Origin of the sequence: Dyella sp. C11 (assembly GCF_003121485.1) — a bacterium.
In the GTDB taxonomy this organism is placed as follows: Bacteria; Pseudomonadota; Gammaproteobacteria; order Xanthomonadales; family Rhodanobacteraceae; genus Dyella.
This window is the reverse complement of record NZ_QAVX01000036.1, coordinates 1-15,318: the sequence shown is the minus strand read 5'-3', so window position 1 is coordinate 15,318 and position 15,318 is coordinate 1. Positions and strand designations below refer to the sequence as shown.

General features: G+C 58.1%; 16 protein-coding genes. 4 read left to right on the top strand and 12 right to left on the bottom strand.

Annotated elements, in window-relative coordinates; all coding sequences use genetic code 11:
- Window positions 1-865 precede the first annotated feature (865 nt).
- Both DK366_RS20780 and DK366_RS20775 read right to left on the bottom strand, forming a co-directional pair.
- Window positions 866-3,142, bottom strand: coding sequence for a nitric-oxide reductase large subunit (locus DK366_RS20780; RefSeq protein ID WP_109127473.1), 2,277 nt, complete (start codon window positions 3,140-3,142; stop codon window positions 866-868).
- Between the two features lie 124 nt (window positions 3,143-3,266).
- Window positions 3,267-3,701, bottom strand: coding sequence for an Rrf2 family transcriptional regulator (locus DK366_RS20775; protein ID WP_109127472.1), 435 nt, complete (start codon window positions 3,699-3,701; stop codon window positions 3,267-3,269).
- Between the two features lie 155 nt (window positions 3,702-3,856).
- Here DK366_RS20775 and DK366_RS20770 point away from each other — a divergent pair, with 155 nt between their 5' ends.
- Entirely contained in the window at window positions 3,857-4,609 is a 753-nt protein-coding gene (locus DK366_RS20770; protein WP_109127471.1) for a helix-turn-helix domain-containing protein, read from the top strand.
- Here DK366_RS20770 and ccoS read toward each other — a convergent pair.
- The 6 genes from ccoS to ccoN form a co-directional block, all read right to left on the bottom strand.
- A complete protein-coding gene (gene ccoS / locus DK366_RS20765; protein WP_109127470.1) occupies window positions 4,593-4,802 on the bottom strand; it encodes a cbb3-type cytochrome oxidase assembly protein CcoS in 210 nt (69 codons plus the stop codon). The two genes, DK366_RS20770 and ccoS, sit on opposite strands and share 17 nt — an antisense overlap.
- On the bottom strand, window positions 4,799-6,982 hold the full coding sequence (locus DK366_RS20760) for a cation-translocating P-type ATPase (RefSeq protein WP_109127469.1): 2,184 nt from the start codon (window positions 6,980-6,982) through the stop codon (window positions 4,799-4,801). The genes ccoS and DK366_RS20760 overlap by 4 nt, the downstream gene beginning before the upstream one ends.
- A gap of 195 nt (window positions 6,983-7,177) precedes the next feature.
- A complete protein-coding gene (ccoP, locus tag DK366_RS20750) occupies window positions 7,178-8,086 on the bottom strand; it encodes a cytochrome-c oxidase, cbb3-type subunit III (RefSeq protein ID WP_109127467.1) in 909 nt (302 codons plus the stop codon).
- The gene (locus tag DK366_RS20745; protein ID WP_109127466.1) at window positions 8,083-8,274 is read right to left on the bottom strand and encodes a CcoQ/FixQ family Cbb3-type cytochrome c oxidase assembly chaperone; all 192 of its coding nucleotides are present in this window, start codon (window positions 8,272-8,274) and stop codon (window positions 8,083-8,085) included. The genes ccoP and DK366_RS20745 overlap by 4 nt, the downstream gene beginning before the upstream one ends.
- Entirely contained in the window at window positions 8,271-8,927 is a 657-nt protein-coding gene (gene ccoO, locus DK366_RS20740) for a cytochrome-c oxidase, cbb3-type subunit II (protein WP_109127465.1), read from the bottom strand. Before ccoO ends, DK366_RS20745 begins: the two co-directional genes overlap by 4 nt.
- An 8-nt stretch (window positions 8,928-8,935) precedes the next feature.
- Window positions 8,936-10,402: a cytochrome-c oxidase, cbb3-type subunit I gene (ccoN, locus tag DK366_RS20735; protein WP_109127464.1), complete on the bottom strand. Its 1,467-nt coding sequence runs from the start codon at window positions 10,400-10,402 to the stop codon at window positions 8,936-8,938.
- A gap of 214 nt (window positions 10,403-10,616) precedes the next feature.
- Here ccoN and fdxA point away from each other — a divergent pair, with 214 nt between their 5' ends.
- The gene (fdxA, locus tag DK366_RS20730; protein ID WP_109127475.1) at window positions 10,617-10,940 is read left to right on the top strand and encodes a ferredoxin FdxA; all 324 of its coding nucleotides are present in this window, start codon (window positions 10,617-10,619) and stop codon (window positions 10,938-10,940) included.
- Window positions 10,941-11,010: 70 nt separating this feature from the next.
- On the opposite strand, the gene DK366_RS20725 is transcribed toward fdxA, so the two are convergent.
- The 3 genes from DK366_RS20725 to DK366_RS20715 all read right to left on the bottom strand — a co-directional run bounded on the left by DK366_RS20725 (window position 11,011) and on the right by DK366_RS20715 (window position 13,292).
- Complete coding sequence (locus DK366_RS20725) at window positions 11,011-11,430, bottom strand: group III truncated hemoglobin (protein ID WP_109127463.1); 420 nt, start codon at window positions 11,428-11,430, stop codon at window positions 11,011-11,013.
- Window positions 11,431-11,457: 27 nt separating this feature from the next.
- Window positions 11,458-12,687 (bottom strand): NnrS family protein, encoded by a 1,230-nt coding sequence (locus tag DK366_RS20720; RefSeq protein WP_157956647.1) that lies wholly within the window; start codon window positions 12,685-12,687, stop codon window positions 11,458-11,460.
- Between the two features lie 167 nt (window positions 12,688-12,854).
- Window positions 12,855-13,292 carry a carboxymuconolactone decarboxylase family protein gene (locus DK366_RS20715; RefSeq protein ID WP_109127461.1) on the bottom strand — a complete coding sequence of 146 codons (438 nt, stop codon included), beginning with the start codon at window positions 13,290-13,292 and terminating at the stop codon, window positions 12,855-12,857.
- 252 nt (window positions 13,293-13,544) lie between these two features.
- On the opposite strand from DK366_RS20715, the gene DK366_RS20710 reads away from it, so the two are divergent.
- Both DK366_RS20710 and DK366_RS20705 read left to right on the top strand, forming a co-directional pair.
- Complete coding sequence (locus DK366_RS20710; protein WP_109127460.1) at window positions 13,545-13,826, top strand: antitoxin Xre/MbcA/ParS toxin-binding domain-containing protein; 282 nt, start codon at window positions 13,545-13,547, stop codon at window positions 13,824-13,826.
- A gap of 103 nt (window positions 13,827-13,929) precedes the next feature.
- Window positions 13,930-14,724, top strand: a complete 795-nt coding sequence (locus DK366_RS20705; RefSeq protein WP_109127459.1) for a helix-turn-helix domain-containing protein — start codon at window positions 13,930-13,932, stop codon at window positions 14,722-14,724.
- A gap of 15 nt (window positions 14,725-14,739) precedes the next feature.
- On the opposite strand, the gene DK366_RS20700 is transcribed toward DK366_RS20705, so the two are convergent.
- Entirely contained in the window at window positions 14,740-15,063 is a 324-nt protein-coding gene (locus DK366_RS20700) for a hypothetical protein (protein WP_232821141.1), read from the bottom strand.
- Window positions 15,064-15,318: the final 255 nt, after the last annotated feature.

Sequence of the window (15,318 nt, the reverse complement as noted above, 5' to 3'; positions counted from 1 at the left end):
TGCTGTTGCACGACAGCTCAATGAGCGGCTGCGCCAAACGTTGGACTTCGATACGCCGGCCGAACGAATCCAGCAATGTGTTGCGTCGACCGGCTGAAGTCGCAACCCAAAGCAGACATTCCCAACGCACACATCCATCAACGATCCGGCGATCCCCTTCTCAGATGAATACCATACTTTTTGCGACGTCGCTACTACTCAATCTGGTACTTGGCGCGCTGCTTTTCTGGAAGGCCTTGGACGGGTGCCAAGAGATCGCTGATGGCCGGCTTGGCGTCCTCACAAAAGAAGTTAGCGTCGGTGTTTTTGGAACGGACAAAACACTATTGACGCTCCCACGTGGTCTGGTCGTCCGGGACGCATCAGCGACCGGTATGGATAGATTTGAGCCGCATCGATTCAAGATTGTTGTGACATCGGAGGTCGATGGCCTGGTCGACTACGTCGCGCCTACGGAGCAGGCCAACCCTCACGGTGAGTTCTACAGCGCGGACGTTAGCTCCCAAGTAGGGACCTCCGCGCGTTGACCTGCCTTCGCCTACACCGAGCGGATCATCATTTGGCTGGGATTGGCGAGGCCTATATCAAAGCCAATGCGACAATGTCTGCTTCCGACCCATAGCGGAGAGTACTTGCACCTTATAGAGTGGATGGATGCAACTTGTAAAGAGCGGGGGCATTTAAAAGATCGCTAGAATCACGGGCGCGCAAGACAACCTTCTTGGCGCGACGTTTTCCGATCATCCCGGGGCAGTTGAGCTTGTTGCATTGGGGATAGAGGATGACCGATCTGGCATCTCAGACATAGAAAAGCCCTTCCAGGTCCGTGACGCTGGAAGGGCTTGATTGTCTCTATGGGTAATTGTCAGTCGGCGATGACGCTCCGCGCCATTGACGCGTTTGCCGACTTGCGAAAACCGCCGAGCAACTTGACGGCAAACGTTGCCAGGCACAGGACCCCGAGGGTAAACACGATATCGCCTGGTACGCGGAGCCAGACCAGCGTCTGCATCAGGGTGGAATGCACGACATCGGGGGAACGGGCGTACCACAAGCCATATTCCACACTGGTCCAAGCCTGGTAGATGCCCGAGGGCACGAGCGACAGGAACACCATCATGGCGAGGCCTATGTTCAGCAGCCAGAACATGGGTTTGAGCCACTTATCGGGCCAATGGCCTTTTGGTGCGAGGCCCCGCAGGCAGAACAGAGTCAAACCAATGCCAAGCATGCCGTAGACGCCAAACAGTGCAGCGTGGCCGTGTGCCGGCGTGAGGTTCAGGCCTTGGACGTAGTAGAGCGAGATGGGCGGGTTGATGGTGAACCCAAGTAGCCCGGCACCTACGGTGTTCCAGAAGCCAACGGCGACAAAGCACAGGATCGTCCATTTGTAAGAAACGATCCATGGTGCTGCATGGCTGCGCTGGTAGTTGCGATATCCCTCAAATCCAACCAGCGCCAAGGGCACCACCTCGAGCGCTGAGAACATGGCCCCGAAGGCAATGACTGCAGTCGGGCTTCCCGTGAAGTAAAGATGATGCAACGTGCCGAGAATACCGCCGAAGAGGAAGACGATCGTCTCCAGCACGATTGCGGTATTGGCTGTCTCGGCGCGAATCAAGCCAAGACGGGAGAAGATCAGTGCAATAACGGCCGTGGCGAAAACTTCAAAGAACCCTTCGACCCACAAGTGCACCAGCCACCAGCGCCAGTATTCGATCATCGAGTAGTGCGTGTGCTCACCCCAGGCAAGCGACGTGGCATAGAACAGGCCGATGCAGCTAGCGGCAACAAAGACCATCGAGATGAGCCCACGCCTTTCCGACGGCCTGGTCAAGGCGGGCCACAGTCCTCGTGCCATGAGCAGCAGCCAGAACATCAGGCCGATGAACAGAAGAATCTGCCAAACGCGCCCCATGCTGGTGTAGGCTAGACCTTGGTTGCCTAGCCAGAAGGCGTAGTGAAAACCAAGTTTCTGCATGGTGCCGATCCAGCCTGCGACCAGCGATCCGACCACCACGAACAGCAGCGCCCCGAACAGCACATTCACGCCCAGTTGCTGCCATCGCGGCTCTCTGCCGGAAAGTGCCGGGGCTATGTAGAGGCCCGTAGCAAGCCACGCGGTAGCGATCCAGAGAACTGCGAGCTGCGTATGGATGGTTCGGCTCGCAACGAAGGGAAGTACGGATGCTAGTGGCAATCCGAAGAAACTTTGGCCTTCTACAGCGTAGTGCGCCGTGATTACTCCCATTGAGATCTGCAACAGCATCAGTGCGATCACCACATAGAAGTATTTCATGGTGGCGCGCATCGACGCCGTGGGCTTCAGGTCGAATAGTGGATCGGACTTCGGTGGCTTCGGATCGCCTTCCTCGTGGTGTGCTACGTGATACCAGACCATGCCGGCGATGCAGGCGATCAGGCCGATGATGCTGGCAATGGACCACATGCCGTTTGCCGTGGTGGGTACATTGTCGACCAGCGGTTCATGCGGCCAGTTGCTGGTGTAGGAGAGATGTGTCTCGCCAGGTCGGTCCGTGGCGGCCGCCCATGCAGACCAGAAGAAGAAGGCGGGCAGGGCTTTGAGATCGCTTTCGGAGGTCAGCGAGCCGGGCATCATGGCGTATTGCGTGCGTAGTTTATCGAGCGCAGGATCGTTGCCGAAAAGTCCGGAATAGTGGCTGGCCACAGCGAGGATTGCTTTGGCGCGATCTTGGCTGACGGTTAGCGTGCCGGTAGCAGCATCGTATGTATTCGTACGCAACTCGGTTTTCAGGCGGGCTGACAGTCCGCCTTGCTGCTCGGCAGGTAGAGCATCGAACGTCGCGTGATGCTGATCCCGGGCCCACGTATCACGTAAGGCCAGTGCCTCACGGTGAAGCCAGTCGGCAGACCAGTCAGGGGCAATGTAGCTCCCGTGACCCCATACGGTGCCCAGCTGCTGGCCGCCGGCTTGTAGCCACGCCTGCTGGCCCTGTTGGATCTGTTCGCCGGTAAAGATGACTTGCCCGTCTGTGGTTACTACGCGCTGCGGGATGGGTGGCGCGGCGAGGTAGATCTCCCGTCCCAACCAACCCAGAACGGCGAATGAGGCGAAGAACATGATGGCGAGCCAGCGCCATAGTTTCCGCGTGGATTGCATGAAGCGTCTCCTGCTTGAAGTCTAGTTGTCTATAAATATGTATATAAAATGCAACTTATTATGCAGTGGTATTCGATATCCATTGTTGGGCCTTAGTGAGATGGTTGTTCGGGGTGGTGAGGGGTCAGGCGATGTGAAGCATTGCAGCCAGAGGGCGTGGCTTGATCAGGAGGTCCGCAAGGGTGTACTGATCAAGCGTCCTGTACATGGCTTCCATGGCTTCAGCAAAGACGCCCTTGAGACGGCAAACCGGCGTGATGCGGCAGCAGTTGTTTTCAGGGTCGAAACATTCGACGAGAGCACTCGTGGACTCGCATGCTCGAACGATTTCGCCAATAGAGATGGCGGAGGCTTCTCGCGCAAGTTGCATGCCGCCACCCTTGCCACGAACCGTCTGGATGTATCCCTCGCGGGCGAGCCAGTTGACCACCTTCATGAGATGGTTGTCGGAGATGTCATAGGCTGACGCAATATCGCCACGCGTCGTTAACTCACCATCGCTGAGCGCGACGTACATGAGTGTGCGAAGGCAGTAGTCAGTGAATACGTTCAGGCGCATGGCGAACTTATAAATAGCATTTAATATGCATGTTATACTCACCGGGCCGACAAGAAAAGGGCCAATTGGGCCTGTCGCGACATCGGGACGCTTGGATCGATCCTGCGGCGCGTCGCTTGCTCCTTCCTCGCCATCCAACCGCACAAACTCTTGCCATGCCTATCGTTGCCTTGCCAGTGGATTCAGAAAAAATGGAACTGTCGACGCGATTCTGCCAAGGCTGCGCCTTCTCCATGGCCTGTGAGGCGGAGGGATACGGCAAGCCTGAACTGGAAGCACTGCAGTGCGTGGTCGAGCACGTGCCACCACTCGTCGCCGGAGAGCATGCTTTTCGCCGCGGGGAGCCCTTCTCGGCGATATATGCGGTTCGTGCGGGCAGCGTCAAAACGTCGCTGTACACGCGTGATGGAAAGGAGCAGGTACTTGGTTTCTATTTGCCGGGCGAAGTTGTGGGCCTCAATGGCATCTATCCCAATAGCTATCCATGCGACGCGATAGCACTGGAGCGTACGTCCTTCTGCCGTTTTGCCTTTCCCGAGGTGAGTACCCTGGCTGCGACACTTCCTGTCGTGCAGCAACATTTGTTTCGCATGCTAAGCCGTGAACTAGGTATGACCAGCCTGCTCGCAGGCGATCACTCAGCAGACGAGCGGTTGGCGGCATTTCTTCTCGATCTTGGGGAGCGCTTTGCGCGTCGAGGGCAGTCGCCTGCAATATTTAGCCTGACCATGTCCCGCAGCGACATCGCGAGCTACTTGAGACTAGCCCCGGAGACAGTCAGTCGCGTCATTGCGCGCTTCCGTGAAAAGGGCTGGGCAACTATTCATGGGCGACGAGTGGAATTGCTGAACCTGGCGGCATTGCGAGAGCTTGGTTACTCTCCTTCGCTCGCTACGGCTGTCGCTTGATAGCAGGCCTCTTCTCCGTTGCATGGGCATTTGGCGAAGCTGGCAATGTAACGTCGGCATCCTCCATCAGCGGGAGCACGCCTGGATTTTCCAGGTCGTCAAATTGCTGGTGATTGACTGCCCAAAAGAAGACACCAACGGCGACGGCAACGATAAGGAAAGTCACCGGAATGAGGACGAGAATGATGTTCACGTACTCGCCACCTCTCGCGTACGGCCCACTCGCATGGCGTTAAGCACCACAGCCAGCGAGCTGACCGACATGCCCAGCGCGGCAAGCCACGGAGGCACCATGCCCAGGGCAGCAAAGGGCATGGCGACGAGGTTGTAGGCAAGCGACCAACGGCGTCCGTCATCGATGATTTTGCAGGTATGGATTGCTATCTGGCGGGCCTCGACCAGCCCGTGCAGCTTTCCATGGAGCAGAAGAAAGTCGGCATTGGCCTGGGCTAGCTCGGTGCCCGCCGTAAGTGCCGCAGACACGTCGGCTGCAGCCAATAGGGGTGCATCGTTGTTACCGTCGCCAACAGCAAGAACGACGTGCCCTTGGTTTCGTTTAGCTTTTAAGAGCGCCAGTTTGTCCTGTGGGGTTTGGCGTGCGTAGCTTTCCGCAACCCCTAGCTGAGCAGCTGCCGTCCAAACGCGAGAGCCGATGTCGCCGCTCGCAATCATCGATCGAATGCCGTCAGCTTTCAGATCGCTCAAAGTGGCAGCTGCGTCTGACCTTAGTCTTTCGTCGATCTGCAACGCCGCTATTGGTCCGACGTCATCTGATAGCCAAAGTTTTTCGTTGTCATCGCGGTCCATTTGACGCCCAAGGCGCACGCTACGGCCATTGATTTCGCCGACAACGCCGAAGCCCGCAATGACTGATGCAGTATTTACCAGGATTGCCGGGCTGGCCGCTGTGACTTCGGCGACAGCCCTGGACACGGGGTGAGAGCTTTGCGCGGCAAGTGCGCCGGCTAATCTCGTCCAGGAGATGTCATCGGCGCGAATGACGTGTGTCGCTGAGAGGTCAATGCTCGGCAGGGTGAGTGTTCCGGTTTTGTCGAACACTGCGATGTCCACCCGAGCCAAGGCTTTAAGGGCGGAAGCGTTAGTGACAAGTACACCCCGCTGCGCGAGTACTGCGAGTGCGCGGCCGAGAGCGCTGGGCGCGGTAAGCGCAAAAGCACAAGGGCATGCAATGACGAGTACGGCTATTGTTGCCTCGAAGGCGCGGCCGGGATCGACAACTAGCCAACCTGCTGAAGTGCCAAGTACGAGGAGCAATACACGCGTTACAAAGCGATGGAGATCCTTGTGGTCAACACGAGTGGCTGCTTCTCGTGCCAGTCGCGAGCGGGTGGCTGGCGAGCCAAGGCGTGCGGTCACAGTGTGCGTCGTGGCGTTAGCTACACGCATTGCGGCAGGCCCTTCTACGATGATGCTGCCCGCCAGCAGCTGGTCGCCTCGGTATCGACGAACCGGGCGTGACTCGCCTGAAAATGATGATTCGTCAACGCTCGCGGTGGCGCTTTCGAGCACACCGTCAGCCGGCACTGTCGCTCCTTCGGTAACGTGTACCCGGTCACCAGGGAGTAGCCCCATGGCCGGAGTCGATTCCAATTCGCCATCATCTCTGCGTCGCTGCGCGATGAGTGTAGATCCATCAGCAAAGGCGTTGCCGATGGCCGCGTTCCGATGCTGAGCGCGGCATTCCACGTAACGTGCCACGAGTAGCAGAAAGACGAACATGGTGATTGAATCGAAATAGACTTCACCCGAACCGCGAAGCGTATTTAGGGCGCTGGCAAGAAATACGATCCATACGGCTATCGTCACGAGCTGATTGATGCCGAGGGTTCGATCCCGTAACTCGCGCATGGCGCCTTTCACGAACGGCTTTGCCGAGTAGAAAATCACTGGCAAAGAAGACAGGAAGCCAAGCCAACGAAACAGATGGCGTGTGGTGAAATCCACGAAATCGACCACGCCAAGATAGATCACGAATGCATACGTCATGACCTGCATGGCAAACATGCCCGCAACCAGCAAGCGCTTCAGTAAATCTCGTGCTTCGCTGGTCGCTTCATCATCCGCGTCGCTGGGTAATGGCTGGGCAGGACAGTGCATGCGATCAAATGCGGCCAAGAGGGCGGGCAGGCTCGTGAGGGCGCCGTCCCAGACAACGTGTGCTCTCAGGGACATGGAATCGATGCGTACGCGCTGAACACCGGGAATCGCGTGAATCAATCGATCCAGGAGTACGATTTGCTTGGCATTGCCTAATGCGGCCAATCGAAAGGTGGCCTCTTGTGACCCGTCACGGCGATGCCGAAGTACAACGTCGGCAAGCTCCGGGCGCTTCCAGATGTCGTGTGCGCTCATGGTGTGGGCTTGGTGCGTGCGTGCGTGGTGGACGGAACGTCCATCAACGTTGCCGGCGCATCAACGGGGGCGTCGGCGTGCCTTGCGCCCAATACGATCATCCAGATGCAGCCCGCAAGCGATGCCGCAAAGAAAAGAGCCCCGAGCCAGACAACCGACTGATGGTACCAACGGCCACCGGGTTCGACGCCGGAGTCAGGGTTGGCTGGCATGGTCCGCATGAGATACGTGGTAAACGTAGGCGGCTAGAACGCGAATTTGATCATCTGTGAGCCGCGGACTCCACGCGGGCATGTGGCCCTGGCGGCCTCCGCGGATGGTGGTTTCGATGTCGGCAAGGCTTCCGCCGTGAAGCCAGATCTGATCGGTGAGATTGGGGGCGCCAATGGCTGGATTACCCTTGCCTTCAGGGCCATGACAGGCCGCACAGGTGGTGAACAGTGGTTTTGCGGCACTGGCTGCTTTTTCGTCGTGCGGTCGCCCTGAAAGGCTTAGTACGTACTGGGCCAGGTTCTTGACGTTGTCTTCTCCGAGGCTGGCCCACGGAGGCATGACCCCACCTCGTCCGTCGTGTATGGATGTGTAGATGTCCTTTCCAGTTCCGCCGTACAGCCAATCATCGTCGGTTAGGTTGGGGGCGCCCACGAGCTGATTGCCCCTGGCTTCGCGTCCGTGGCATGCGGCACAGTTGTCGAGAAAAAGGCGCCTGCCAATTTGCTGTGCGCTTGGATCGGCGGACAGTTGTTCGATGGGATAGAGCGAAAATCGCCTCATCAGATCGCCAAGTTTGGCGTCGTTGGCTTCGGTGTTGTGTGCCAGCTCTCCGTGTGACGTCCAATGAAGGACCCCTTTGAATCGACCAAAGCCGGGGAAAAGCACGAGATAGGTAAAGCCGGCGGCAAACATGGCACCGGACATGACAACCCACCAAAGGGGTAGTCTCCGCACGCCCTCGCGCAAGACGCCGTGCGCCCATACGTGTCCGCTGGTCCCATCTTCGCGCATGGGGATTTTGGCGCGAGGTGCCCACAGGTACAGGAAGAACGTGATGCCCATATTCAGCACCACCAAGAACATGATCCATACCGACCAGAACAGGCTCATGCGCCAGATTTCCTTGTAGCGATCTTGGTACTGACCGTGGGTGCGGCCATGTCGTCCATGGGTAGCTCAGCCATGCGCGAAAATGTGCGACGGTGCCTTCCGCTCCAGGCCCAAGCCCAGATGCAGATAAAGGTGACCATCATCACCACGATGATTGCCCCGGTAAGGTGGCCCCACCAATCGCTCATGGTTCACCTCCGTCGGTAGCCGGTGTCGCCGACGGCATGGTGGTCGGCTCGTTGCGAATGCCAAGTCCCTGCAGGTAGGTCACGAGTGCGTCCAACTCGGTTTTGTCTTTGACGGCGTCCGGCACGCTGGCGATATCGGCGTCCGAATACGGGTCACCTAATTTACGTAGTCCTCGCATGCGTGCCTGGATGTCCTGGGCGTCGATCCGGGCAGTGGCCAGCCACGGGTAGCCGGGCATGTTCGACTGAGGTACGACCTGGCGTGGATTCATCAAGTGGAGCACGTGCCATTGGTCGGAATATTTGCCTCCGATACGCGCAAGATCGGGTCCGGTTCGCTTGGATCCCCACTGGAATGGGCGGTCGTAGACCGATTCTTCTGCAATGGAATAGTGACCGTAACGTTCCGTCTCGGCTCGCAGCGCGCGAATCATCTGCGAATGGCAGAGGTAGCATCCCTCACGCACGTAAACATCGCGGCCAGCGAGCCGCAGCGGGTCGTATGGCTTCACACCCGATGGCGCGCGTACTTCGTGAGCACGCATGAACAGAGGCGTGATCTCGGCAAGGCCGCCAATGGAGACCATTATCGCGATGAGGATGCCCAGCAGGCCGACGTTTTTCTCGATGGCTTCAAAGTGTCGATAAGCCATGGCGCGCCTCAGCTCACCGCCGGAATGGGGGAGGGAATCTGATCCGGGTCTGGCTCGGGAATGGGTACCGGAATGGGCTTGATGATGCGCGCGCGCGCGTCAGCTGCGGTGTGCCACAAGTTCCAGGCCATAACGACCATGCCAGAAACCACCAGCACGCCGCCCATCCAGCGAATGAGGTACATGGGCCGAATGGCTATCAGACTATCGAGGAAGGAATAGGTGAGGGAGCCATCAGCGTTGGTAGCACGCCACATCACACCCTCTGTGACGCCTGCTGTCCACATTGAGCCCACGTACATCAAGAGGCCCATGATGTGGAGCCAGAAGTGCACTTCCATGGCCTTCTGTGAATACATGGCGGGTTGGCCAAGCGCGCGTGGCGCCATGGCATAGAGCGATCCGATCGTAATCATCGCCACCCAGCCGATGGAGCCCGAGTGCACATGGGCGATGGTCCAATCGGTGTAGTGGGACAGCGAGTTCACGGTCTTGATGGCCATCATCGAGCCTTCAAAAGTTGCCGCCGCATAAAACACCAGCGACATCACCATGAATTTGGCGGCGGCGTCATTCTTCAGGCGCGCCCAGGATCCGTTGAAGGTAAACAGACCATTTGCCGCCGACCCCCAGCTTGGCATCAACAAGACCAGCGAGAACGCCATGCCGACCGATTGAACCCAGTCGGGAAGCGCCGTGTACATGAGGTGATGTGATCCCGCCCACATGTATACAGAGATCAGCGCCCAGAAATTGACGATGGAGAATCGATAGCTCCACAGCGGCTGTTGTGCCTGTCGCGGCACGAAGTAATACATCATGCCGAGGAAGCCCGCTGTCAGGAAAAACGCGACGGCATTGTGCCCGTACCACCATTCCACCATCGCATCGACCACTCCCGAGTACACCGGATATGACTTGGTCAAACTGACGGGCAAGGCAATGTTGTTGACGATATGCAGCAAGCCAACGGCAATAATGAATGCGCCGTAGTACCAGTTCGCCACGTAGATGTGACGTATGCGCCGGCGTGCCAAAGTGCCGAAGAACACTGCGCCAAAGGACACCCAGACCACCGCAATAAGAATATCGACGAACCACTCCGGTTCGGCGTACTCCTTACTCTGCGTAATGCCCAGAGGCATGGTGGTCATAGCCAGTACGCAGACCAGCTGCCACCCCCAGAAGGTGAGCTCGGCAAGTCGTGGTAACGCCAGTCGCGTGTGGCCGGTGCGCTGCACGACGTAGTAGCACGTGCCCATCAGGGCCGATCCGCCGAACGCGAAAATGACGCCAAACGTGTGGTCTGGGCGAATACGACTGAAGGTCAGCCAGGGTATGTCGAAATTCAACGCAGGCCACATAAGCTCGGCCGCTGCATACACGCCGACCGACATGCCTACGATGCCCCATACCGCCGCCGCCAATAGAAAAAGGCGTACGACCTTGTCATCGTAATACTCAATGACCTGCATACTTTTCTAACCCCCATTGAATGGCGCGATGGTGCGCCGAGGGGGTGTCGCTTATCGATGATCTAGGTCAATTTATGAAGGCGGTGACTGTCCGTGCGGGCGGCGCATTGCCGCAACCCTCGGCACGGGGCGCGATCGATCAATTTTGACCGCCGTCAGTGCCCTTGAGACGCTTATGGCGCACGATTTCCCTGTACATCGCGCGAGCACAGCCATGACCCATGTCGTTACTGAGAACTGCATTAACTGCAAGCACACGGATTGCGTTGAGGTGTGCCCTGTGGATTGCTTTCACGAAGGGCCCAATTTTCTGGTGATTGACCCCGTGGAATGCATAGATTGCACGCTATGCGTCGATGAATGTCCGGTCGATGCCATTTATTCCGATGGAGAGGTCCCGGATGATCAGATGCACTATTTGGCTCTCAATGCGGAGCTGGCACCGCAGTGGCCAGTCATCTCGGCCAAGATTCCTGCTCTGCCCGACGCTGCGGCCTGGGATGGTCGCCCTGACAAGTTGCCATTTTTGATTCGATAGTGCCTCGCTGCATGCGGGGCGGGTGCCGGCGCGTGGCGACAACGTGGCGCGCCGTCTGGTTGGTGAACGGCTAGGGGGTGATATGTAACGGCCCTAATACACGCGAGGGGTGTTCAAGTGCCAGCCGACCATGCCCTGTGCCCATGCTGAGTCCTTGCGCCACACGTTCCGCCGTCCCTATGAAAAGCTCGGCTGTTCGTGCATCGAAGATTTCGCGAGCGGTTTCACGCCAAAGCGCCAGCCATCGATGGAAAAGCATTTGGGGAAAGGCGGGCAGGGCACGGTGAACCCCCATGGGGTTGCCATGGTAGCGGCCCGACCGCAGCACGATCGAAGACCAGAAATCGCGCAACGTGTGCTTGTGTTCAGTCCAGTCGTGGATGGCCGCATTGAATATGGGGCCCAGCTCATCATCGGTACGAACTTTGTCGTAGAAACGATCGATGAGTGTTGCGATGCCTATCTCGTTGGCAGCGGAAAAAATCGCCATGGATAAATATCTCGGTAGTGCGGTCGATTAGCCGGGAGCGCCATCGCGGCGTGGCGTGAGGTAGATCCAGAGTGCCCGCAGCACCCACGGAGCCATGGCCAAGAGCCATAGGGATGCGGCCGATATGTACCAGAGCAACGGAAGCGCCGCGTACTCGGCCAACACCCGGACCAGAGTGGCGAGCTGGATCCCGACAAAGGCCAGCCAGGGAATGACCCCCATGGTTAGTGGGCGACCGGAGTGCCCTTGGGTGACACGGGTCACCATGGCCACGAGCATCGCGCTGAAAAACCCAATCGTGAGTGCGTGCAGGGGAGCCAGTGCGCGTGAGCCAACGCCAGACACCATCTGGTGAACACTATCGATTGCATAGAAGCCGATAGACACCGGCAGCCATGCGAGCGCTATATACAGCACGAGCAATAGTCCGGGGCGTGAGGCCTTCCAGGGTTGCCACGCCAGCCATTGCCAGAACAGCAGCGCAGCCATCGGCACATCTGCTATCCAGCGCCATGCAGGTGCATCAAGCAATTCGAATCCCAGATGGCCAAGGCTTAAGACCCATACCGCCACTAAGGAAGCTAGAGGTCGAACGACGGTATAGCCCTTGATCGCATTGCTCGAAAAGAATGGCACCATGCGGTGTGCGACAGTGAAATAGACAGGCAGCAGCAGCCCGAATGTCGCAAGATGATTGGCCGCTGGCACCCAGCCGATGGGGCCTCCGAGGCTTGCAGTCAAGATCATGGCTAGGCCGCAGGCGCCGATAACCAGCGCAAGCCAGGCAGACTTGGCCCAGACATCTTTCCATTGCTGACGATGGAGGTGTGTGCCTAGGATGGCGATGGCCACCATCCATCCCAGTAGCATCGCACCCAACCCAAATGGTAGTGCGCTGGGCAGGCCGCAGATTGAGATGAAGAGGCACGCCGTGCCCCCCAGTATCAAACTGAAAACTGCCGCGTAGACGCGCCGTGGCACGGGCGCGGTGTTCAGCCACCGCGGAAAAACGGTGAGAAGAAAACCCATGATGAAAGGGGGTAGCACGGCGTACTGCATTACCACGCCGTGCATCCAGCCCACCGGTAAAGGCTGCGCAACGAATGCCCAGCCGCGCCATACGGCCGCCAACACCCCGAGCCACCAGGTCACGCCAGCAATAAGCAGGATTGCCCCAACAAAGAACATGGCCCGATGAGGCGCGTTCAGTAAGAGTGGGCCGGATAACGTGGAGCGTTTTAAGTCAGCTTGGGGCATGACGGACATCGGTCTTCTTGCGCGCAGGGCGCGAGTCCTCAATGTGCCGGCTGCGCGCCCTGATCGCTCTGACCTGTGTCAAACGGGCGGCAGTGCGACATAACGCCACCAGGGCAGAGCCGAGAGCTTCGCGGTCGCATGGCGTCCAGGTCAGGGCGAGCCACTGGTTATTCCGGCGCTTTACGAAAGGCGATCGCGAACCGATTCCATCCGTTGATTGCTGTTACCAGCAAAGTCAGGTCGGTGAATTCCGTATCCGAGAAGTGGGGGCGCGCCTCCTCCCAGACCGCATCAGGTACATGGTTTTCGCTCACAAGCGTGAGGGATTCCGTCCACGCGAGCGCTGCGCGTTCCCGCTCAGAGAAAAATGGTGTCTCGCGCCAAGCGCAAACGGCGGCGAGGCGGCGCGGATCTTCGCCGTGCTTGCGTGCATCACTGGAGTGCGTGTCAACGCAGTACGCGCAGCCGTTGATCTGTGACGCCCGCAAGCGAACAAGCTCGATCAGGGGTGGCTCGAGGGTGCTGCGGGCAATCTGTTTCTCAAGTCCAATCATGGCCTTGATGGCTTCTGGGCTCGCTTGGTAAAAGTCGATTCTCTGCGACATATACGGTCTCTTCATTTAGTGATGGCGGGCGCGACCGATGGTCGCCCGGATAAGTCGTGATGCTGGCAGCTTGGCAAGCCGGGGGCTTGCACGTTGTTGCCGATCTTTGGTGATTTCTTTCAATGTCCGCCCGCTGCCACATCGAAGCTGGTCTCGAAAAAGAACTAACAATCGGCGGCAAGAACCAACAAGCGATTTCCTTCACGAGGCACTAGGTTTGGCTCGCCAAGCCCTAAGGAGCGGGTCATCGCCATGCGAAATTCCCAGTGCCGATTTGAAGACATAGCGAACGAGATGGCTCAGGTTGACGCAATGCGTGAACAGGCTCGTATGAACGCTTTCAATCAGCTCGAGTCGCAGGCGGCGACTATTGCCAGCATGCTGCTTCAACTGTTTGGTAATCGAGAGCGCGCAGCACGCTGGATGTGCATGCGACAGCGCCCCCTTGGCGGAAGGACAGCCTACGAGGCACTGGCGGAGGGCGATTTCGACCGCGTGTGGGATTTGATGATTGGCAGCGGGGCGGAAGGATGAGTGCAGAGCGCCTTCATGAGTGCTTGATTCGGGCATTTGCGTCTTTGGCAATGCGCGGAGAGAGAGGCGCCTTCGTGAGTTGTCCCTATGGCAGGAGGGGTCGATGATCACTTCCAGCGAAAACGTCCGAATGGGCCGTGCGCCTCGTCACACCACGCGGGCAGTGAGGGTAAGGCAATCACGACTGAAGTCCTCAGTTGGCGCTCGCATGGATTGCAGAGGCTGCCCCTTCGTTTACACCTGCATTGCCAGGTCTGGTTTGACGGATACGTCAGCCAGTCCTCAAATTGACGGCAAGCACTGCGAATATCGATCTGGTGATCTCGTCGTTGAACGTGGCGAGCGCCTATTGGACATGTTGATGGTCCGAAAGGGATCAGCCAAAAGTTGCATTGGTGCTCGCGATGGACGTGAACAGGTGACCTGTTTTCATTTTGCAGGCGAGCTTATCGGCCTCGATGCAATATACGAAGGAAGCCATCCGGGTGAAATCGTGGCCATGGAGGATTCGGAGTTCTGCCGTCTTTCGTTTAATCAGCTGATGGAGCTGGCAAAACGTACCCCATCCATTCAGAGCCAATTGCTCAGGTTGATGAGCCGGCAGCTAAACCGCGCGAGTCAACTCACCGGGGACCTTAGTGCGGATGAACGGGTTGCGCTGTTTCTTCTGGATATCAAAGCCCGACTTGCCGACACTTCCCGTGAGGGGCGGACGATACATTTGGTGATGTCGCGCACTGACATGGCTAACCATCTGCGTCTTGCAGCGGAGACTATCAGCCGGGTGCTAACGCGTTTTCGCCGTCACGGCTGGATAAATTTGAGCGGAAGAACACTCAAATCGATGAATGTGGAAGCCTTGGAGCGCCTTCGCATGGGCGCGCCGGCGGTGGATTGAACAGTAAGGTCGAGGTCACGATTCGTGCTCCCTCGTGATGCGATGGAGAAATCCGATGATGGCCTCGGTGCGACCAAGCATGACAAGCTGTTGTGCGGTCATCCCCCCGAGTTCCGCAATGCAGTCGTTCTGATACCAGTCGAGCAGTCGCCAGGGTGTGGGTTCGATCTCGGCGGCGATGCGTAGCACGGCCATCTCCGCAGAGATAATGCCGAAGATGGTGCTGTAGGCATCATTGGCTACCGGGCAAATAATCCTGTCGTGGGGATCTGCAGCGTAGACATGCAGCAGCATGGCTGCGGCCGAAGAGTCTCTTTTATGCCGTTCGATCCTGGTCATGGCTGTCTCCACGATCCCGTTGGATGACAGCGTAGTTTTGTAAGCCTGCCGGGGGATTGCTGGTACTTAGCGGTGATTGCACTTTCTTGCGCGCTATTTGCTCAGGTTGGCGCAGCGCGCCCAGGAGGCCTGATGTGTAGCGAACTTGTCCATGTCGCTTGGCGCGTGAAGCGTGGGGGGGGGGAGCGCAAGGGCCAAACGCTGCCTGGGCAATAAGCTGGTCACCACAAAGAGGTTAGGCATCGACACCGGCCA